This is a genomic window from Vibrio sp. 16, from assembly GCF_963681195.1.
Taxonomy (GTDB): domain Bacteria; phylum Pseudomonadota; class Gammaproteobacteria; order Enterobacterales; family Vibrionaceae; genus Vibrio; species Vibrio sinaloensis_D.
The window spans coordinates 1,702,537-1,721,826 of the sequence record NZ_OY808997.1; the positions used below are offsets into that span (position 1 = coordinate 1,702,537).

A 19,290-nucleotide genomic window follows, 5' to 3' on the forward strand; every position below is an offset into this window, starting at 1 on the left:
AAAGCGGTGAAATGTTTGACCATCTAGTATGGCGAGGCGTGCTAAAGTTATCAATCATCTTGAGCACGCCAGAAATAATAAAGGCCCCGAATCGGAGCCTTTACAGAAAGAAAATAGGTATTCTAAGCAGTGGTTGCCGATTTAAACTTCTGAATTTGCGCTTTGTATCCATCGATACGATTAGGTGTCATTAGGTTACGGGCATCATCAAGCACATTGGCACCTAAATCATCAGCAATCTGTTGCGCTGTTTTCAGCATCAACTTGAAGTTCTGATCTGGCTCACCGTAACAAGGTAGCGTCATAAAGAAAGAGATACCTTTGGTCGTAAACTCAGCGGGATCATCATGCTTCAGCGTTCCAGGCTGCATCATATTGGCGACACTGAATAGCACTTTTCCGGTACCTGACAAATCAGAATGACGATGGAAGATATCCATCTCTCCGTAAAGCAACCCATTTTGCTGCATGCTGTCAAAAAGTTTGGTTCCGATAAATGGTTCATCACCAGCACAGTGAACGTTCAGTACAATCACTTCCATTTCTGGTTCGCTTTGGGGCTCTGGCGCTGCGGGGCTAGACGTCGATTCGACCTCAGGCTCAACATTCGTCACTGGTTCAACGCTCTCTTCAACCTCATCAAGTGATTGAGTAGAAATAGAAGGAACGTCCAACTCTACTTCATCGAGGTGACGGGTTTGGGGTGTCGTATCCACTTCGTCTTGATAGCTATCAATCAATGGGTCAGCCAACACAGGTTCTGGCGCGAACTCAGGCTCTTTGCGTTCCTTGCGGATAATTTCAAAGTCATCTTCAGGTGCAAAGCCTCGCTCAGGCAGTGCATCAGACTCTTCATCACCTTCGACATCTAGCTTACGCATTGGCTTATTGCCAAACTTTGTCGACCCTTCTTTTTTGCTTGTCCACAAACCGTGGAACAATAAAGCGGCAATCGCTAAAGCTCCAACAATTATCAGTACGAATCGCAGTTCCTGCATTTTTAGCTCTCAATTCTTCAATAAAAACGCTCTAGGGGCATCAATATTGAATTGGGTTATATCTAAACTTCAGTAACTCTACCAAAACTCCACCCTGTTTTAGAACAACTTAATGTTAGAAGTTCCGAGAATGTTGTGATTTTGAACACGCTTTTTTCTTGTTAAGATAGCTAACGTTCGTTTTTAAAACAGTAAGTGACACTCAACTATGGATTACTCTCAACACCAACGCAGTGGATTTGGTTACTTTTTTTATGGCCTCAATCTCGCCATGCGACCTGGCATTCGACAGTTCGTGCTACTGCCACTTTTGGCCAATGTTATTCTAGTCGGCGGTGCGCTTTTTTATCTTTTTTCGCATTTAGACATTTGGATCGAACACCTCATTGGTCAGCTTCCTGAGTTTCTGTCTTGGCTTAGCTACTTATTGTGGCCGTTATTGGTTCTCACCATACTGGCGACGTTCTCTTATTTCTTTAGCACCCTCGCAAACTTTGTTGCGGCACCGTTTAACGGCTTGCTGGCTGAAAAAGTTGAAGAACACTTAACTCAACAAAAAGTGAATGAGGATGGCTTGCTCTCCACTATAAAGGACACACCAAGAATCCTCGCTCGTGAATGGCGAAAGCTCGTCTACGTATTGCCAAAAGCAATCGGGCTTTTTTTACTGCTGCTAATCCCTGCGCTCGGTCAAACTATTGGCCCCTTTCTTTGGTTTGCTTTTACGGCTTGGATATTGGCCATTCAGTATTGTGATTACCCGTTCGATAATCACAAGATAAGCTTCAACGACATGCGTAACAATTTGAAACAAAAACAAGGCAAAGCGTATTCATTTGGTGCCTTGGTTAGTATTTTTACGACAATCCCTATTCTAAATCTTATTGTGATGCCTGTTGCCGTCTGTGGTGCTACCGCAATGTGGGTTGCAGAGTTCAAAAAGTAATAAACTCAAGGGGGCGAATGCGCATCATTTGCCCCGTTATTCTCTTTTTGCTCAGTACAAGTTCATATCATATAACTTTTTAATCCTTTTCTAGTTTTTTCAGCTGTCCTAATCTCTACCCAGTCAAATTACAAAGAACAACATGGCTTTGCTGAATCTCATTGTTCAGCGCCACCAAAGAGATGAAGGATCACATCATGAGCAAAATCTACGAAGATAACTCGCAAACTATCGGCAACACACCTCTTGTTCGCCTGAACAAAGTCAGCAACGGTAAGGTTCTGGCTAAAGTTGAAGCACGCAACCCAAGCTTCAGCGTTAAGTGTCGTATTGGCGCAAACATGATTTGGGAAGCGGAAAAAGCTGGCACTCTTAAGCCAGGCGTAGAACTTGTCGAGCCAACAAGTGGTAACACCGGTGTTGCGCTTGCGTTCGTTGCAGCGGCTCGTGGTTACAAACTGACTCTTACTATGCCTGAATCAATGAGCTTAGAGCGTCGTAAGCTACTCAAAGCACTTGGTGCTAATCTTGAACTAACAGAAGCTGCGAAAGGTATGAAAGGCGCAATTGCTAAGGCTGAAGAAATCGTAGCTAGCAACCCAGAAAAATACCTATTGCTACAACAGTTCAATAACCCAGCTAACCCACAGATTCACGAGAAAACTACTGGTCCTGAAATTTGGGAAGCGACTGACGGTGAAGTGGATGTATTCGTAGCAGGTGTAGGTACAGGTGGTACATTGACAGGAACAAGCCGCTTTATTAAAGGCGAGAAAGGCAAAAACATTGTTTCTGTTGCGGTTGAACCTGCTGAATCACCGGTTATCGCACAGGCGCTAGCAGGCGAAGAAATCCAGCCAGCTCCTCACAAAATCCAAGGTATTGGTGCAGGTTTCATTCCTGGCAACCTAGATTTAGAGCTTATTGACCGAGTTGAAGCAGTGACTTCTGAAGAAGCCATTGCTATGGCAAGACGCCTAATGGAAGAGGAAGGTATTCTTGCAGGTATTTCTTCAGGCGCTGCTGTCGTTGCGGCGAACCGCCTAGCGGAACTACCTGAATTTGAAGGAAAAACAATTGTTACCGTTCTACCAAGCTCTGGTGAACGTTACCTAAGTACAGCACTGTTTGCAGGTATCTTTACCGAGAAAGAAAACCAGCAGTAATATGTTGTCAAATCAATTTTTCGTCCAAAAAAGCCCCATTTAGGGGCTTTTTTGTTGATCCTCGCCACACCTTTGGTAATATCAGGGCAGTTTTATTTTTAGCTTCAAAATAAAAAAGCTAACTACGTATTTATGTCGTTCGTGAGATTGAACACAGATTCAAATCACAAACGGAAAATTTACAACCAGTATCAGTTCTGACACGAAATGAACGTTGTGCGCCTAGCAGAATAGGACATTTACGGTTAAGCTAGTCTGGTTAAGAAACTATCAAAATATAAATCAATTGGGGTATATAACATGTACGAGAAGCAAGTAGAAATCACTGCAGAAAACGGTCTTCACACTCGTCCAGCTGCACAGTTCGTTAAAGAAGCTAAAGCATTCGACGCGGACATCACTGTGACTTCTAACGGCAAAAGCGCTAGCGCAAAGAGCCTATTCAAACTACAAACTCTAGGCCTAGTTAAAGGTACAGTAGTTTCTATCTCAGCTGAGGGCCCACAAGCTCAGCAAGCTGTAGACCACCTAGTTGCTCTAATGGACCAACTACACTAATCCGGTCTTCTATTTTCAAAGCCATTTTGTGAAAGCAAAATGGCTTTGTTGGAAATAGAGCAAAATTTGAGCTACAAATTATCGTTAGCGCATCCATTATTTCTCCCGTTTTTAAAGTTGACCAACTTAAGGTAAGGCTATGATTTCAGGCATCCTAGCATCTCCTGGTATTGCAATTGGTAAAGCACTACTACTTCAAGAAGATGAAATTGTCCTAAACACAAACACCATTTCTGATGATCAAGTTGAAGCAGAAGTTCAGCGTTTCTTTGACGCACGCAACAAATCTGCTGCACAGCTAGAAACTGTTAAACAGAAAGCACTTGAAACCTTCGGTGAAGAAAAAGAAGCGATCTTTGAAGGTCACATCATGCTTCTTGAAGACGAAGAGCTAGAGGAAGAAATCCTAGCACTAATCAAAAACGACAAGATGACCGCTGATCACGCGATTCACACAGTGATCGAAGAGCAAGCGTCTGCTCTTGAGTCTCTTGACGACGAATACCTAAAAGAACGTGCAACAGATATCCGCGATATCGGCACGCGCTTTGTTAAAAACGCACTAGGCATCAACATTGTTTCTCTAAGCGATATCAATGAAGAAGTTATCCTAGTGGCTTACGACCTAACGCCATCTGAAACTGCACAGATCAACCTAGACTACGTTCTTGGTTTTGCTTGTGACATCGGCGGTCGTACTTCTCACACTTCAATCATGGCTCGCTCTCTTGAGCTTCCAGCTATCGTTGGTACTAACGACATCACTAAGCAAGTTAAGAATGGCGATATGCTGATTCTTGATGCGATGAACAACAAGATCGTTATCAACCCATCTGAAGCAGAGCTAGAAGAAGCGAAAGCAGTTAAAGCGGCATTCGTTGCTGAAAAAGAAGAGCTAGCTAAGCTGAAAGATCTTCACGCAGAAACTCTAGACGGTCACCGTGTAGAAGTTTGCGGTAACATCGGTACAGTAAAAGACTGTGACGGTATCATCCGTAACGGCGGCGAAGGCGTTGGTCTGTACCGTACTGAATTCCTATTCATGGACCGTGATGCTCTACCTACTGAAGACGAGCAGTACCAAGCGTACAAAGAAGTTGCAGAAGCAATGAACGGTGAATCAGTAATCATCCGTACAATGGACATCGGTGGTGACAAAGATCTTCCATACATGGATCTTCCACAAGAGATGAACCCATTCCTAGGCTGGCGCGCTGTACGTATCAGCTTAGATCGTCGTGAAATTCTTCGTGACCAGCTACGCGGTATCCTACGTGCATCTGCACACGGTAAGCTTCGCATCATGTTCCCAATGATCATCTCTGTTGAGGAAATCCGTGAACTGAAGAAAGCAATCGAAGAGTACAAAGCTGAACTTCGCGCAGAAGGCCACGCATTCGACGAGAACATCGAAATCGGTGTAATGGTTGAGACTCCAGCAGCTGCTGCAATTGCGCACCACCTAGCGAAAGAAGTAGCCTTCTTCTCTATCGGTACTAACGACCTGACTCAGTACACGCTGGCAGTAGACCGTGGTAACGAGATGATTTCTCACCTATACAACCCACTATCTCCAGCAGTGCTGACGGTAATCAAGCAGGTTATCGATGCATCTCACGCGGAAGGCAAATGGACAGGTATGTGTGGTGAGCTAGCAGGCGACGAGCGCGCAACGCTTCTACTTCTAGGTATGGGTCTAGATGAGTTCTCTATGAGCGGCATCTCTATCCCTAAAGTGAAGAAAGTTATCCGTAACTCTAACTTCGCAGAAGTGAAAGCGATGGCAGAAGAAGCGCTTTCTCTACCAACAGCGGCAGAAATCGAAGCTGTTGTAGAAAAATTCATCGCTGAGAAAACTCAATAATCGACGAATTCCAATGAGATAGACGGTAAAAAAAGTCGTCTATCTCGTAAGATTGGTATACTATAATTCGACAGAATTAAATAAAAACGTTAGGAGCATGACACAATGGGTCTGTTTGACAAACTTAAGAAGCTAGTATCTGACGACAGCGCTGACGCGGGTGCAATCGAAATTATCGCACCTCTATCTGGTGAAATCGTAAACATCGAAGATGTGCCAGATGTTGTTTTCGCTGAGAAAATCGTTGGTGATGGTATTGCTATCAAACCTGCTGGTAACAAAATGGTAGCTCCTGTAAACGGTACTATCGGTAAGATCTTCGAGACTAACCACGCGTTTTCTATCGAATCTGACGACGGCGTTGAGCTATTCGTTCACTTCGGTATCGACACAGTTGAGCTAAAAGGCGAAGGCTTCAAGCGTATCGCTGAAGAAGGTCAAACTGTTAAAGCTGGCGACACTATCATCGAATTCGATCTAGCTCTTCTAGAAGAGAAGGCAAAATCGACTCTTACTCCAGTTGTTATCTCTAACATGGACGAAATCAAAGAGCTGAACAAGCTTTCTGGTTCTGTAACTGTTGGTGAAACTCCAGTTCTACGTGTAACTAAGTAATTATCACTTAGCAAACACCAAAAAACGCAGCTCATGGCTGCGTTTTTTATTGGCTGTGATTCAGGCAAAAGTCACTTTAGGCCCAGAGCGTACCTTAACACTTGCGCTTTAAGTGGTCCTGCATTTTCGGCAATCTTTAAAGCCGCATTGCGAACCAATTTTAGTGGCGTAATGTCGTTACTAAAGCTTTTGTAGAAGAAATCCATACCAGATTGCATCAGCAAGTTATCCGGACGACGCTTTCGTTCATATAAGCGAAGTAGCTCATCTGACAAAGCCTCTTTCCCTTGCGTCACCTCAAGCAGTACTTCCACATCTTTAAAGCCAAGGTTTACACCCTGCCCCGCTAGTGGGTTGATGGTATGAGCCGAATCACCAACCAGCACACACCGATTCGCCGAGTAGCATTGAGCATGACGGCGAGTTAACGGAAATGAACCAGATTGAAGCACCTTAATATCCCCCAATTCTTGAGGGAAATGGGCGAGTACTTCATCACGAAGCTTATCTAAAGACATTGCCGCCAAGCGCTTAATCCGGCCTGGTGAGTCATACCAAACAAGCGACCCTTGAGGTGTCTCACCTCTTTCGTTCTTCAACGAAGCAAGAGGCAAAAAAGAGCGAGGACCTGATGGAGTAAACTGCTGCCAGGTAATGTCTTGCTGTGGTAATTGCGTCTCCACATTAATGAGCATGCAATGCTGACGATAATCCCAAGCAGTCACACCAATACCCGCAAGCTGACGCACTTTTGAGTTCGCGCCATCGGCACCCACCGTCAAATCAGCACTCAACTCGGTGCCAGATGCCAGTTTGATCCGATTCGTATCACCAAACTCAATATCATCGAGCCTATCAGGGCAATACAAAGTAATGTTCTGATACTGCTCCAATTGCTGCCAAAGGCCAAGTTGAATCAATCGATTCTCGATGATAAACCCTAACTGATCCATCTCTAATGAGTCTGCATGGAAACGCGTTCGGCACTCTGGGTGCTCCCACGTTTCCAGTCGGCGATAAGGGCAAACGCGCATCTGTTTGATCGCATCCCACGCTCCAAGCTGCTCCAATATAGAAACAGAATGCTCGGAAATTGCCGAGACGCGTATATCAAGCGGCTGCTCAGGAGAAAATGACTTGGGCGCAGCACCTTCCACTACGGCCACTTGCCTGCCCTGCTTAGCAAAACCAATAGCGATAGCGGCCCCCACCATGCCTCCACCGATAACGGCAACATCAAACTTGCTCATATTTCGCACTTCAATTGATTGATTCATTGACTGTTTTTCATTGTACGTTTTCATTACTAAAATGTAACTAAAAACCTCACCCTCTATCTGGGTAAACCCCTTGTACAATATGGGGTTTAACTGATTTCAAGCCAGCACTAGTCAGGTGGTTTTGAAAGCAGTACAATACGCCGCTTACCGCCGTGAGGGCGGCTAAAAAACAGTCACAAAACCGACCATGTTTTGATGATTTACTGGAAACATTGGGCGATTTGCTCCCTTAATTTAAACTAACGATCGAGCGAACAACATGAGTAAAAAACTGCTAATTAAAACCTGGGGTTGCCAGATGAACGAATACGATTCATCGAAAATGGCAGATCTAATGAACGCGGCTAATGGCTACGAGCTTACAGAAGAACCAGAAGAAGCAGACGTACTACTACTGAATACCTGTTCTATCCGCGAAAAAGCACAAGAGAAGGTATTCCATCAGCTAGGTCGTTGGAAAACTCTTAAAGATAAAAAGCCAGGCGTTGTTATCGGCGTTGGTGGTTGTGTTGCCACCCAAGAAGGCGATCACATTCGTGAACGAGCACCGTTTGTCGACGTAATCTTCGGCCCCCAAACTCTTCACCGTCTTCCTGAGATGATCAAACAGTCTCAATCAGACGAAGCGCCTGTAATGGACATCTCTTTCCCAGAGATCGAAAAGTTTGACCGCCTGCCAGAGCCTCGTGCTGAAGGGGCTACCGCATTCGTTTCTATCATGGAAGGCTGTTCTAAATACTGTACTTACTGCGTGGTACCTTACACTCGCGGTGAAGAAGTTAGCCGTCCAATGGATGACGTCCTGTTCGAGATTGCTCAACTAGCAGAGCAAGGCGTACGTGAAGTTAACCTACTAGGTCAAAACGTAAACGCATACCGTGGTCCTATGCATGATGGTGACATCTGTAGCTTTGCTGAACTGCTTCGCTTAGTAGCGTCTATTGATGGTATTGATCGTATTCGCTTCACAACTAGCCACCCGCTTGAGTTTACTGACGACATCATTGCCGTCTACGAAGATACGCCAGAGCTAGTGAGCTTCCTGCACCTACCAGTACAAAGTGGTAGTGACCGTATTCTTACGATGATGAAGCGTCCACACACAGCCATCGAATACAAATCGATCATTCGTAAGCTACGTAAAGCGCGCCCTGATATTCAAATCAGCTCTGACTTCATTGTGGGCTTCCCAGGTGAAACGGCAAAAGATCACCAAGACACAATGAAGCTAATCAAAGACGTTGATTTCGATATGAGCTTCAGCTTTATCTTCTCACCACGTCCAGGTACGCCAGCGGCAGACTACCCATGTGACGTGCCAGAGCAAGAGAAAAAAGAGCGCCTATACGAGCTTCAACAAACCATCAACGCACAAGCAATGCGTTACTCTCGCCTAATGTTAGGCACCGAACAGCGCGTACTGGTCGAAGGTCCATCGAAAAAGAATCTAATGGAGCTTCGCGCTCGTACAGAGAACAACCGCGTGGTTAACTTCGAAGGCAGCGCTGACCTCATCGGTCAATTTGTTGATGTGAAAATCACAGACGTGTTTGCCAACTCATTACGTGGCGAATTGGTTCGTACAGAGAAAGACATGGATCTGCGCAGCATCATTTCACCAACACAAATGATGGCGAAAACCAAGCGAGAAGACGAGCTAGGTGTAGCAACCTTTACGCCTTAGGCTTGAAAATGCCTTTCTAAGTGACCATCTTAGATAAGGTATATATGATCATTGGCAGTCCGGTCTCAATCGGGCTGCCATAAATGAGAGGCAACTTTGAGCAATAAAATTGTTACTTTAGAAATTAATCTAGAACCTTCTGATAACCGTCGCCTAGCCAGTCTTTGCGGCCCATTCGACGACAACATCAAACATCTTGAGCGCCGTCTCGGTGTTGAAATTAGCTATCGCGGTAACTTCTTTACCATCGTAGGTAAACCGCATACTTCTGCTGCTGCACTCGAAATCATCAAAACGCTTTACGTCAATACGGCGCCTGTTCGCGGTAATATTCCTGATATCGAACCCGATGAAATCCATCTAGCGATCAAAGAAACAGGCGTATTAGAACAAAACACCGAATCTGAGTTTGAACACGGTAAAGAAGTGTTCATCAAAACAAAGAAAGGCGTCATTAAGCCACGGACACCGAACCAAGGTCAGTACCTGATGAACATGGTCACTCATGACATCTCTTTCGGTATTGGTCCTGCCGGTACAGGTAAAACTTACCTTGCTGTCGCAGCAGCCGTTGACGCATTAGAGCGACAAGAAATTCGCCGAATCCTCTTGACTCGCCCAGCGGTTGAGGCGGGTGAAAAACTCGGTTTCCTGCCCGGTGATTTGAGCCAAAAGGTAGACCCATACCTTCGTCCACTATACGACGCCTTATTTGAAATGCTAGGCTTCGAAAAAGTAGAGAAACTGATTGAACGTAACGTGATTGAAGTGGCACCGCTCGCCTACATGCGCGGTCGAACTCTTAACGATGCCTTTATCATCTTGGACGAGAGCCAGAACACCACTGTTGAACAGATGAAGATGTTCTTAACGCGTATCGGCTTTAACTCACGTGCGGTCATTACTGGTGACATCACTCAGATCGATTTACCGCGAGGCGCAAAATCAGGTCTTCGTCACGCTATCGAAGTATTAAGTGAAGTGGATGATATAAGCTTCAACTTCTTCCAAGCTGACGATGTCGTGCGTCACCCTGTTGTGGCACGAATTGTAAACGCCTACGAAAAGTGGGAAGCGCAAGACCAAAAAGAACGTAAAGAGTTCGAGAAAAAGCGTCGTGAAGAGCGAGAAGCGAAGCTACTAGAAACCGCAAAAGCGGAGCTCTCGAAGCAAGTTCAAGCCGAAGTATCGGAAGGTAAATAATGACTATTGAACTCGACTTACAATTTGCAGTCGAAAGCAATGAAGGCCTCCCAACAGAGCAGGACTTTCAAACCTGGCTAGACAAGACCATCATCCCATTTCAACAGGATGCAGAGCTTACGATCAGGATTGTAGACGAAGAAGAAAGCCATCAACTTAACCACGAGTATCGTGGAAAAGATAAACCAACCAATGTGCTCTCTTTTCCTTTCGAAGTGCCACCAGGCATTGAGATAAATCTGTTGGGTGACCTGATTATTTGTAAGCAAGTCGTCGAGCGTGAAGCACAAGAGCAAAATAAACCTCTGCTTGCTCACTGGGCGCATATGGTTGTACATGGCAGTCTGCATCTGCTAGGTTATGATCATATCGAGGATGACGAAGCCGAAGAGATGGAGTCACTCGAAACCGAAATCATGCAAGAGATGGGCTTTGAAGACCCATACTTAGCTGAGAAACAGTAACATAGCGCCACTTCAACATCGCTCTATGTTACGAACGTGTGCTATCACACTTCTGATAGCGTTACTTAAATGAGAAACAATGAACGAAGATAATTCGCCCTCTTCTCTAGAAGGTAAGAAAGAAAAATCTGAAGGTCCGAGTAGAAAGTCCTTCTTCGGACGCCTAGGTCAACTTTTCCAAGGTGAACCAAAAGATCGCCAAGAGCTCGTGGAAGTGTTCCGCGACTCTGAAGAGAATGACCTAATCGACCATGACACTCGCGATATGCTCGAAGGTGTGATGGAGATTTCTGAAATGCGAGTGCGTGACATCATGATCCCACGCTCGCAAATGGTCACCGTTGACCGAAGCGACGATTTAGACGCTCTAGTTAACCTGATTACTGATGCGCAACACTCGCGCTACCCAGTCATCAGCGAAGACAAAGACCATGTAGAAGGTATTCTGTTAGCGAAGGACTTACTTAAATATTTAGGCTCTCAAAGTGCGCCGTTTGATATCGAACAAGTTATCCGCCCTGCGGTGGTTGTTCCTGAAAGTAAGCGTGTCGATCGTTTACTCAAGGAGTTCCGAGAGGAACGCTATCATATGGCGATTGTGGTCGATGAGTTTGGCGGTGTATCTGGTCTTGTCACTATCGAAGATATCCTCGAAGAAATCGTTGGTGATATCGAAGATGAATTTGATGATGAAGAACAACTAGACATTCGCAAGCTCAGCAAACATACGTTTGCCGTGAAAGCGCTCACGACCATTGAAGAGTTCAACGAAACCTTCAATACGTCGTTCAGCGATGACGAAGTCGATACGGTAGGTGGCATGGTCATGACTGCTTTTGGTCATCTTCCTTCGCGTGGGGAAGTGGTCGAGATTGAGCAGTACAGCTTCAAAGTCACCTCTGCAGACAACCGTCGAGTGCTACAACTTCAAGTCACCATTCCTGACGAAGAGTCTCTTCCGGAACCAACCGAAGAGTAACGCTAATTTCCCTCAGGGGATATTCAGAAAAGATAACGATGTTAAATCCTATTTTGCATCGCCTAAAACGGCCGTTCGCGGCCGTTTTTGTTGGCGCGATAACCACACTAGCCTTTGCTCCCTATCAACTTTGGCCGCTAGCCATTATTTCTCCCGCGATTCTTTTGCTCTTAATCCACCAGCAAAGTGCCAAGCGTGCCTTGTGGATTGGCTACGCATGGGGTTTAGGTCAGTTTGCTACTGGCATCAGCTGGGTCCATATCAGTATCGATAATTTTGGTGGCATGCCAAAGATTGCCAGTGTGTTCCTAATGACACTGCTCATTGGCTATCTGGCGATGTATAGCGCCTTGTTTACATGGACACTCAATCGCTTTTTCCCGCAATCCAACCGAATTCGTCTTCTGCTGATCGCTCCCGTACTATGGCTCATCGCCGATTGGTTACGCGGCTGGGTAATGACAGGCTTCCCTTGGCTGTGGATCGGCTACAGCCAGATAGAGAGTCCACTCGCGCACTTTGCACCTCTTGGTGGTGTTGAACTGCTCACCTTTCTAAGCATTGTCAGCTCGGGCGCGATTGCGTATGCCTTTCTTCACCGCCAATGGCTTCAACTGCTCATTCCAGCAATTATCTTATCGGCAGGGTTTGGGCTCAAATCGGCAATTTGGGTCACGCCTAATCCAGACAGCACGACTAAACTGGCTCTGATTCAAGGCAATATCGCTCAAGAGCTCAAATGGCTGCCTAGCGAGCGTTGGCCAACCATTATGAAGTACACCGATCTGACTAGAGAAAACTGGGATGCCGATATAATTATTTGGCCAGAAGCCGCCATTCCTGCTTTTGAATTTGAAATATCCTCCTTTCTAAGCAATCTCGACTCTGCCGCTAAACTCAACCACAGCGCGGTCATCACGGGGGTTGTCAACCAAGGGGAAAATAGAAAGTTCTACAACAGTATTTTGACTGTCGGTGAGACCGCATACGGCGATTACCGCTTCGATATGAGTCAGCGCTATCACAAACATCATCTATTGCCTTTTGGTGAGTTCGTCCCGTTTGAAACCATACTAAGGCCACTGGCGCCGTTCTTTAATTTGCCGATGTCCTCTTTCAGTCGCGGTGAGTTTGTGCAAGCCAATATCGATGCAAATGGTAAACAGATGGCGCCAGCACTGTGCTACGAAATCATCTTTAATGAGCAAGTACGCCAAAACGTTAACGACGATACAGACTTTATCCTTACGCTCTCAAACGACGCATGGTTTGGCAGCTCGATTGGCCCGCTGCAACACATGGAAATCGCGCGAATGCGTGCTTTAGAGCTGGGTAAACCTGTGATTCGTTCTACCAATAATGGCGTCACAGCGGTGACCGATTATCAAGGCCATATCGTTGCTCAGTTGCCGCAGTTTGAAACTGGCGTTTTAAGAGCAGAAATTGTCTCGACCGAAGGCCAGACACCCTACCGCCAACTTGGGACTTGGCCACTCTATCTGTGGACGATACTGAGCTTAGCGATAGGCTGGCGTTGGAGAACCAAACAGTCTAATGACTAAATAGAAAAAGGGCTGACGCCAATGCGTCAGCCCTTTTCATTTTGCTTCAAGGCGGTGTTTCGATTAGGGTTTCAGCGCTTGGCGGCTAAAACCTTTGCAGCCACACTTGGTGCATGGGATGATAATCGTCGGATGATTGTACTCAGTTTTGTGGCCACATTTATCACACACTAAAGCGCCAAGGCCGATCACCTCTCCTGCTTCATACAAGCCCTGATGTTCTAGATCTTCGAACAGTTCAACCCATTCGACTTTCGTGCGATCGGTGATCTCCAGTAGACCTTGCCAAATGGAATCGGCAATCATCAAATAAAACGGACCGTTTTTGGAGTCTTCATAGTTGTCAGCAAACTCTTTCAAATCTGACTTAACGTAAGCAGAAACCAAAGCCAGCTCATCTTTGGTTAAATCATTGGCGGCATCAACCACTTTACCCGAGGTTTCTAAAACGTGGTTAACTTCGTCAGGACTACGTTTGAGAGCTTCGACCACATCTTCAAACATCTCCTCATAACCTGTTTTGCGTTTTGGCATCGCTAACCTCCTTTTCGATTCACTGATGCACATTCATAAAGCCTGTTAAAGGCAATAAACATCACCATCTTTACGTGATTTGAGTGGGTATTGGCTATTGTTGTGCCCCTCTCCTTTAGGTATTCTATGACGATCTATTAATGTCTGTTCTAACCGAACTCACAAATTCCAAGATAACCGGATATCATCGATGCAAGAACAATATAACCCGCAAGATATTGAACAAAAAGTTCAACAGCACTGGGATAACAACAAGACCTTTGTTGTAAGTGAAGACCCAAACAAAGAAAAATTCTACTGTCTCTCTATGTTCCCATACCCAAGTGGCCGACTGCACATGGGTCACGTGCGTAACTACACTATCGGTGATGTGGTATCTCGTTTCCAACGTCTACAAGGCAAAAACGTCATGCAGCCAATCGGTTGGGATGCGTTTGGTCTTCCTGCAGAAAACGCAGCGGTAAAAAACAACACTGCACCTGCACCTTGGACTTACGAAAACATCGAGTACATGAAGAACCAGCTTAAGCTGCTAGGCTTTGGTTACGACTGGAACCGTGAGTTCGCAACGTGTACGCCTGAGTACTACCGTTGGGAACAAGAGTTCTTCACTAAGCTTTACAACAAAGGTCTAGTGTACAAGAAGACTTCTTCTGTTAACTGGTGTCCAAACGACCAAACGGTACTGGCAAACGAGCAGGTTGAAGACGGCTGCTGCTGGCGTTGTGACACGCCAGTAGAGCAAAAAGAAATTCCACAGTGGTTCATCAAGATCACTGAATACGCTCAAGAGCTACTAGACGATCTAGATAACCTAGACGGCTGGCCTGAAATGGTTAAGACCATGCAGCGCAACTGGATCGGTCGCTCTGAAGGTGTAGAACTTAAGTTTGAAGTGAAAGGTCAACAAGACCTAGAAGTTTACACAACACGTCCAGACACACTAATGGGTGTGACTTACGTGGGTATCGCAGCAGGTCACCCTCTAGCAGCAGTAGCAGCAGAGAACAACCCTGAGCTCGCAGCCTTCATCGACGAGTGTAAGAACAACAAAGTTGCAGAAGCTGAGCTTGCGACAATGGAGAAGAAAGGCATGGCAACAGGCCTTACTGCTATTCACCCATTGAACGGCCGTGAAGTACCAGTATACGTGGCTAACTTCGTACTGATGGACTACGGTACAGGCGCTGTAATGGCAGTACCTGCACACGACCAACGTGACTACGAGTTCGCAACTAAGTACGGTCTAGACATCGTGCCTGTTATCAAGCCAGTTGACGGCAGCGAGTTAGACGTATCTGAAGCTGCCTACACAGAGAAAGGTGTACTCTTCGATTCAGGTGAATTCGACGGCCTTGAATTCCAAGCGGCGTTCGATGCAATCGCAGCCAAGCTAGAAGCAGAAGGCAAAGGTACTAAGACAGTTAACTTCCGTCTACGTGACTGGGGCGTATCTCGTCAGCGTTACTGGGGAGCTCCAATCCCTATGGTAACCACTGAAGACGGTGAAGTTCACCCAGTACCAGCAGACCAACTACCAGTAATCCTTCCAGAAGACGTAGTAATGGACGGCGTAACTAGCCCAATCAAAGCTGACAAAGAATGGGCGAAGACAACGTTCAACGGCGAACCTGCTCTACGTGAGACAGATACATTCGATACCTTCATGGAATCTTCTTGGTACTACGCACGTTACTGTTCACCACAAGCTGACGACATTCTAGATCCAGAAAAAGCAAACTACTGGCTACCAGTAGACCAGTACATCGGTGGTATCGAGCACGCTTGTATGCACCTACTGTACTCTCGTTTCTTCCACAAATTGCTACGTGACGCTGGTTACGTAACGTCTGACGAACCGTTCAAGCAACTACTGTGTCAAGGCATGGTACTAGCAGACGCGTTCTACTTCGAGAACGAGAAAGGCGGTAAAGAGTGGGTTGCACCAACAGATGTTGCTGTTGAGCGTGACGGCAAAGGCCGCATCACTTCAGCGAAAGACACTGAAGGCCGCGATGTTACCCACTCAGGCATGATCAAAATGTCTAAGTCGAAAAACAACGGTATCGACCCACAAGAGATGGTAGACAAGTACGGTGCTGACACAGTACGTCTATTCATGATGTTCGCATCTCCTGCAGACATGACACTTGAGTGGCAAGAGTCTGGCGTAGAAGGGGCTAACCGCTTCCTGAAACGTGTTTGGAAACTAGTAAACGAGCACACATCAAAAGGTGCCGCAGAAGCAGTCGATACATCTGCACTTTCTGGTGACCAAAAAGCACTTCGTCGTGACGTTCACAAGACTATTGCAAAAGTGACTGACGATATCGCTCGCCGTCAAACGTTCAACACGGCTATCGCTGCAATCATGGAACTGATGAACAAGCTAGCGAAAGCGCCTCAAGAATCTGCGCAAGATCGTGCAATCCTTGATGAAGCGCTGAAAGCGGTAGTTGCTATGCTATACCCAATCACTCCGCACATCTCATACGAACTATGGGCTGCGCTAGGTGAAGCCGACATCGATAACGCTGTATGGCCAACGTTCGACGAGAAAGCACTGGTTGAAGACGAGAAGCTAATCATCGTTCAAGTAAACGGTAAGCTACGTGCGAAACTCACCGTACCAGCAGATATCTCTAAAGAAGATATCGAAGCACTAGGTCTAAACGATGAGAACGTTACTAAGTTCACAGAAGGCAAAACAGTACGTAAAGTTATCTACGTACCAGGTAAACTTCTGAACATCGTTGCGAACTAAGAAAGTGTTGCGAACTAATCGCAGATAAATAAGTCTTAAGCAGGGTAACTTTAGTTTATTGAACTAGAGTGTCGCCCTGCTTTATTTATCTTAAAGCTCTAGCCCGTTTGGGTTAAATAGAGCCGTAAGATAAGTAAATCCATAAACGAGAGCCATTAATCTATGTTTCGCCGTGTATCGCGCCTGTTATCTGATTCAACTGTAAAGCTCACTTCTGCTGTACTCATGGCAAGCCTACTGGCTGGTTGTGGTTTCCACCTGCGTGGAGATTACTCGGTACCTGACGAATTAAACACCTTATCTCTTACCAGTTATGACCCATACAGCACCTTTACTCGCATGATGAAAGGCCAATTGCGCCTGAGTGAGGTGGATATTGTGCCACCCGCTGCTAACGTGCCAAATCTACACCTTGTTAGTGAAGGCGTTGGCGAGCGTACATTATCTTTGTATCAGAACACCCGTGCGGCGGAAAAAGAGATCACCTTCCGCGCCTCTTACCGAGTGACGGTACCCGATGTGGGCACGAAAACCTATTCGACAAGCGTGACTCGAAGCTACCTTGATAACCCTCTCAGCGCGCTGGCAAAATCGGTCGAACGAGACATGATTGAAGATGAAATGCGTAAACTGGCCGCCACTCAAATTGTTCGTCAAATGGCGCGTTTACGAGCAGACATCGCACACGATGAACTCAATGACGATGCTGAAGAAATTTCACTCAAAGACGACGATGAACAATATCGCATAAAAACTTACTCTACGGATAAATCAGGTCAGTAAGAGGTTTTCATGCGCATTTTTGCCGACCGACTGTTAGAGCAAGTCAACAAGCAGCTCCACCCTACGTACCTTCTCTTTGGCAATGAACCATTGCTACTGCAGGAGTCACGTCAGGCAATACAAAAAGCGGCGCTAAGCCAAGGGTTCGAAGAACGACATCGCTTTGCAATAGACAGCAGCTTCGATTGGAACCTTGTCTACGACTGTTGCCAAGCCATGAGCTTATTCTCAGCTCGACAAATCATCGAATTGGAACTGCCAGAATCCGGCGTTAATGCGGCCATCGCGAAGGAGCTTTTGGCCCTTGCTGACATGCTGCATCAAGACGTGCTACTTGTCGTTATCGGCACCAAACTGACGAAAGCGCAAGAAAATGCAAAGTGGTTTAAAGCCCTCTCAACGAATGGCTTCTGGGTAAATTGCCTAACACCTGATGTTCAGCGTCTACCTCAGTTCGTTCAAGCTCGCTGTCGTGCGCTTAACCTAAAGCCGGATCCAGAAGCAACCCAAATGCTGGCACACTGGCATGAAGGCAACCTATTTGCCTTGACACAAAGTTTGGAAAAGCTCGTGCTTCTCTACCCTGACGGCCAATTGAACTTGATTCGATTGGAAGAGTCACTCAGCCGACACAACCACTTCACCGCTTTCCACTGGATTGATGCACTGCTGGCAGGCAAAGCTAATCGCGCTCAGCGAATCATGCGCCAACTTGAAGCAGAAGGCGTGGAAATGGTGATACTGGCACGCACCATTCAAAAAGAGCTTCAACAACTGTTGGCCATGTTGCAAATGATGCAGACCGAGCCCATTGGCCGAGTGTTTGAGTCGTATCGAATCTGGCAGTCCAAGCGGCCACTCTATTCAGCCGCACTGACTAGGCTCTCTATTGCCAATGTAAAAACACTGCTGCAGCTTTTGGCAAAAATCGAGATCCTAACCAAAACTCAGTACGACCAATCCAGTTGGCCACTATTACACCAGTTAAGTGCGCAGATGTGCCTGCCTCAGGTGAAGCTTTAAAAAAGCGTGATATACTGCGCCGCCCTTTGGGCACCCACTTGTGAACAGAATTGACATAACGAGGACAACACCTTGCAACTTGAAGAACTGAATGATTTCTTAGTAGATAAAGCCGATGATATGAAAGCCCAAGATATCAAAACTATTGATGTTCAAGGTAAATCTAGCATTACGGACTACATGATTATCTGTACTGGCACTTCAAAACGTCACGTTGCATCGATTGCCGATCACGTTGCTAAAGAATCCAAACTGGCCGGCCTTACCCCTCTGGGTATTGATGGCGAAGCGGAAGGCGAATGGGTTGTACTGGATATGGGCACAACTATCGTACACGTCATGCAAGAAGAGCAACGCGAACTTTACCAACTCGAGAAGCTTTGGGGCTAACCATGAAATTACAATTGATTGCCGTTGGTACCAAAATGCCGAAATGGGTCGAAGAAGGGTTTCAGGAGTATAAACGCCGTTTTCCTCACGACATGCCACTAGAGCTGATTGAAATTCCAGCGGGCAAACGCGGTAAAAACGCCGACATTGCAAGAATTCTGCAAAAAGAAGGCGAAGCCATGCTTGCTGCCGTGCCAAAAGGCAATCGAATTGTTACGCTAGATATTCCTGGTAAAAAATGGGATACGCCTCAATTGGCCGAGCAGCTTGAGAGCTGGAAGTTAGATGGTCGAGATGTATCCATTTTGATTGGTGGTCCAGAAGGACTCGCACCCGCTTGTAAAGCAGCCGCGGATCAAAGTTGGTCTCTATCAGCACTAACCTTGCCTCATCCACTTGTCCGTATCGTCATGGCGGAAAGTTTGTACCGAGCGTGGAGCATTACCGCAAACCACCCTTACCACCGAGAATAATCGA

The 19,290-nt window shown here is 46.1% G+C and carries 18 protein-coding genes; 15 read left to right on the forward strand and 3 right to left on the reverse strand.

Translation table 11 applies throughout. The annotated features are described in order from the left end of the window. Nucleotides 1-122: 122 nt before the first annotated feature. Nucleotides 123-998 carry a cell division protein ZipA gene (gene zipA / locus U9J37_RS07650; RefSeq protein ID WP_005474820.1) on the reverse strand — a complete coding sequence of 292 codons (876 nt, stop codon included), beginning with the start codon at nucleotides 996-998 and terminating at the stop codon, nucleotides 123-125. Nucleotides 999-1,206: 208 nt separating this feature from the next. Between zipA and cysZ the strand changes: the two genes are divergently transcribed. From cysZ to crr, 5 genes are all read left to right on the forward strand, one after another. Next, the gene (cysZ, locus tag U9J37_RS07655; RefSeq protein ID WP_039476443.1) at nucleotides 1,207-1,944 is read left to right on the forward strand and encodes a sulfate transporter CysZ; all 738 of its coding nucleotides are present in this window, start codon (nucleotides 1,207-1,209) and stop codon (nucleotides 1,942-1,944) included. 197 nt (nucleotides 1,945-2,141) lie between these two features. Then, nucleotides 2,142-3,110, forward strand: coding sequence for a cysteine synthase A (gene cysK / locus U9J37_RS07660; RefSeq protein ID WP_038190388.1), 969 nt, complete (start codon nucleotides 2,142-2,144; stop codon nucleotides 3,108-3,110). 300 nt (nucleotides 3,111-3,410) lie between these two features. Continuing rightward, on the forward strand, nucleotides 3,411-3,668 hold the full coding sequence (locus U9J37_RS07665; protein WP_004415108.1) for an HPr family phosphocarrier protein: 258 nt from the start codon (nucleotides 3,411-3,413) through the stop codon (nucleotides 3,666-3,668). A gap of 139 nt (nucleotides 3,669-3,807) precedes the next feature. Then, the gene (gene ptsI, locus U9J37_RS07670) at nucleotides 3,808-5,532 is read left to right on the forward strand and encodes a phosphoenolpyruvate-protein phosphotransferase PtsI (protein ID WP_038139454.1); all 1,725 of its coding nucleotides are present in this window, start codon (nucleotides 3,808-3,810) and stop codon (nucleotides 5,530-5,532) included. Between the two features lie 105 nt (nucleotides 5,533-5,637). Continuing rightward, nucleotides 5,638-6,147 carry a PTS glucose transporter subunit IIA gene (gene crr, locus U9J37_RS07675; protein WP_038139456.1) on the forward strand — a complete coding sequence of 170 codons (510 nt, stop codon included), beginning with the start codon at nucleotides 5,638-5,640 and terminating at the stop codon, nucleotides 6,145-6,147. 71 nt (nucleotides 6,148-6,218) lie between these two features. On the opposite strand, the gene U9J37_RS07680 is transcribed toward crr, so the two are convergent. Continuing rightward, nucleotides 6,219-7,397 (reverse strand): 2-octaprenyl-3-methyl-6-methoxy-1,4-benzoquinol hydroxylase, encoded by a 1,179-nt coding sequence (locus tag U9J37_RS07680; RefSeq protein ID WP_322414049.1) that lies wholly within the window; start codon nucleotides 7,395-7,397, stop codon nucleotides 6,219-6,221. 289 nt (nucleotides 7,398-7,686) lie between these two features. On the opposite strand from U9J37_RS07680, the gene miaB reads away from it, so the two are divergent. The 5 genes from miaB to lnt all read left to right on the forward strand — a co-directional run bounded on the left by miaB (nucleotide 7,687) and on the right by lnt (nucleotide 13,319). Continuing rightward, on the forward strand, nucleotides 7,687-9,111 hold the full coding sequence (miaB, locus tag U9J37_RS07685; RefSeq protein WP_038215519.1) for a tRNA (N6-isopentenyl adenosine(37)-C2)-methylthiotransferase MiaB: 1,425 nt from the start codon (nucleotides 7,687-7,689) through the stop codon (nucleotides 9,109-9,111). 96 nt (nucleotides 9,112-9,207) lie between these two features. Further along, the gene (locus tag U9J37_RS07690) at nucleotides 9,208-10,314 is read left to right on the forward strand and encodes a PhoH family protein (protein ID WP_039626082.1); all 1,107 of its coding nucleotides are present in this window, start codon (nucleotides 9,208-9,210) and stop codon (nucleotides 10,312-10,314) included. Further along, nucleotides 10,314-10,778: an rRNA maturation RNase YbeY gene (gene ybeY, locus U9J37_RS07695; protein WP_005476689.1), complete on the forward strand. Its 465-nt coding sequence runs from the start codon at nucleotides 10,314-10,316 to the stop codon at nucleotides 10,776-10,778. Before U9J37_RS07690 ends, ybeY begins: the two co-directional genes overlap by 1 nt. Nucleotides 10,779-10,857: 79 nt before the next feature. Continuing rightward, a complete protein-coding gene (gene corC / locus U9J37_RS07700) occupies nucleotides 10,858-11,757 on the forward strand; it encodes a CNNM family magnesium/cobalt transport protein CorC (RefSeq protein WP_005476694.1) in 900 nt (299 codons plus the stop codon). A 38-nt stretch (nucleotides 11,758-11,795) separates the two neighbouring features. Continuing rightward, a complete protein-coding gene (gene lnt / locus U9J37_RS07705) occupies nucleotides 11,796-13,319 on the forward strand; it encodes an apolipoprotein N-acyltransferase (protein ID WP_005476686.1) in 1,524 nt (507 codons plus the stop codon). Nucleotides 13,320-13,382: 63 nt separating this feature from the next. On the opposite strand, the gene U9J37_RS07710 is transcribed toward lnt, so the two are convergent. Next, a complete protein-coding gene (locus U9J37_RS07710; RefSeq protein ID WP_005476687.1) occupies nucleotides 13,383-13,853 on the reverse strand; it encodes a zinc ribbon-containing protein in 471 nt (156 codons plus the stop codon). A 190-nt stretch (nucleotides 13,854-14,043) separates the two neighbouring features. Between U9J37_RS07710 and leuS the strand changes: the two genes are divergently transcribed. The 5 genes from leuS (at nucleotide 14,044) to rlmH (ending at nucleotide 19,286) form a co-directional block, all read left to right on the forward strand. Beyond that, nucleotides 14,044-16,617, forward strand: a complete 2,574-nt coding sequence (gene leuS, locus U9J37_RS07715; protein WP_322413450.1) for a leucine--tRNA ligase — start codon at nucleotides 14,044-14,046, stop codon at nucleotides 16,615-16,617. A 162-nt stretch (nucleotides 16,618-16,779) separates the two neighbouring features. Beyond that, entirely contained in the window at nucleotides 16,780-17,400 is a 621-nt protein-coding gene (lptE, locus tag U9J37_RS07720) for an LPS-assembly lipoprotein LptE (protein WP_005476696.1), read from the forward strand. Nucleotides 17,401-17,409: 9 nt separating this feature from the next. Then, nucleotides 17,410-18,423: a DNA polymerase III subunit delta gene (holA, locus tag U9J37_RS07725; protein ID WP_005476692.1), complete on the forward strand. Its 1,014-nt coding sequence runs from the start codon at nucleotides 17,410-17,412 to the stop codon at nucleotides 18,421-18,423. 72 nt (nucleotides 18,424-18,495) lie between these two features. Beyond that, entirely contained in the window at nucleotides 18,496-18,813 is a 318-nt protein-coding gene (gene rsfS / locus U9J37_RS07730) for a ribosome silencing factor (protein ID WP_005476693.1), read from the forward strand. A 2-nt stretch (nucleotides 18,814-18,815) separates the two neighbouring features. Further along, nucleotides 18,816-19,286: a 23S rRNA (pseudouridine(1915)-N(3))-methyltransferase RlmH gene (gene rlmH, locus U9J37_RS07735; protein ID WP_005476695.1), complete on the forward strand. Its 471-nt coding sequence runs from the start codon at nucleotides 18,816-18,818 to the stop codon at nucleotides 19,284-19,286. Nucleotides 19,287-19,290 lie beyond the last annotated feature (4 nt).

Excerpts from the sequence above, each read along its gene's own strand:
- zipA (WP_005474820.1), bottom strand. The coding sequence starts at position 998 with ATGCAGGAACTGCGATTCGTACTGATAATTGTTGGAGCTTTAGCGATT.
- cysZ (WP_039476443.1), top strand. The coding sequence starts at position 1,207 with ATGGATTACTCTCAACACCAACGCAGTGGATTTGGTTACTTTTTTTAT.
- cysK (WP_038190388.1), top strand. The coding sequence starts at position 2,142 with ATGAGCAAAATCTACGAAGATAACTCGCAAACTATCGGCAACACACCT.
- U9J37_RS07665 (WP_004415108.1), top strand. The coding sequence starts at position 3,411 with ATGTACGAGAAGCAAGTAGAAATCACTGCAGAAAACGGTCTTCACACT.
- ptsI (WP_038139454.1), top strand. The coding sequence starts at position 3,808 with ATGATTTCAGGCATCCTAGCATCTCCTGGTATTGCAATTGGTAAAGCA.
- crr (WP_038139456.1), top strand. The coding sequence starts at position 5,638 with ATGGGTCTGTTTGACAAACTTAAGAAGCTAGTATCTGACGACAGCGCT.
- U9J37_RS07680 (WP_322414049.1), bottom strand. The coding sequence starts at position 7,397 with ATGAGCAAGTTTGATGTTGCCGTTATCGGTGGAGGCATGGTGGGGGCC.
- miaB (WP_038215519.1), top strand. The coding sequence starts at position 7,687 with ATGAGTAAAAAACTGCTAATTAAAACCTGGGGTTGCCAGATGAACGAA.
- ybeY (WP_005476689.1), top strand. The coding sequence starts at position 10,314 with ATGACTATTGAACTCGACTTACAATTTGCAGTCGAAAGCAATGAAGGC.
- corC (WP_005476694.1), top strand. The coding sequence starts at position 10,858 with ATGAACGAAGATAATTCGCCCTCTTCTCTAGAAGGTAAGAAAGAAAAA.
- lnt (WP_005476686.1), top strand. The coding sequence starts at position 11,796 with ATGTTAAATCCTATTTTGCATCGCCTAAAACGGCCGTTCGCGGCCGTT.
- U9J37_RS07710 (WP_005476687.1), bottom strand. The coding sequence starts at position 13,853 with ATGCCAAAACGCAAAACAGGTTATGAGGAGATGTTTGAAGATGTGGTC.
- leuS (WP_322413450.1), top strand. The coding sequence starts at position 14,044 with ATGCAAGAACAATATAACCCGCAAGATATTGAACAAAAAGTTCAACAG.
- lptE (WP_005476696.1), top strand. The coding sequence starts at position 16,780 with ATGTTTCGCCGTGTATCGCGCCTGTTATCTGATTCAACTGTAAAGCTC.
- holA (WP_005476692.1), top strand. The coding sequence starts at position 17,410 with ATGCGCATTTTTGCCGACCGACTGTTAGAGCAAGTCAACAAGCAGCTC.
- rlmH (WP_005476695.1), top strand. The coding sequence starts at position 18,816 with ATGAAATTACAATTGATTGCCGTTGGTACCAAAATGCCGAAATGGGTC.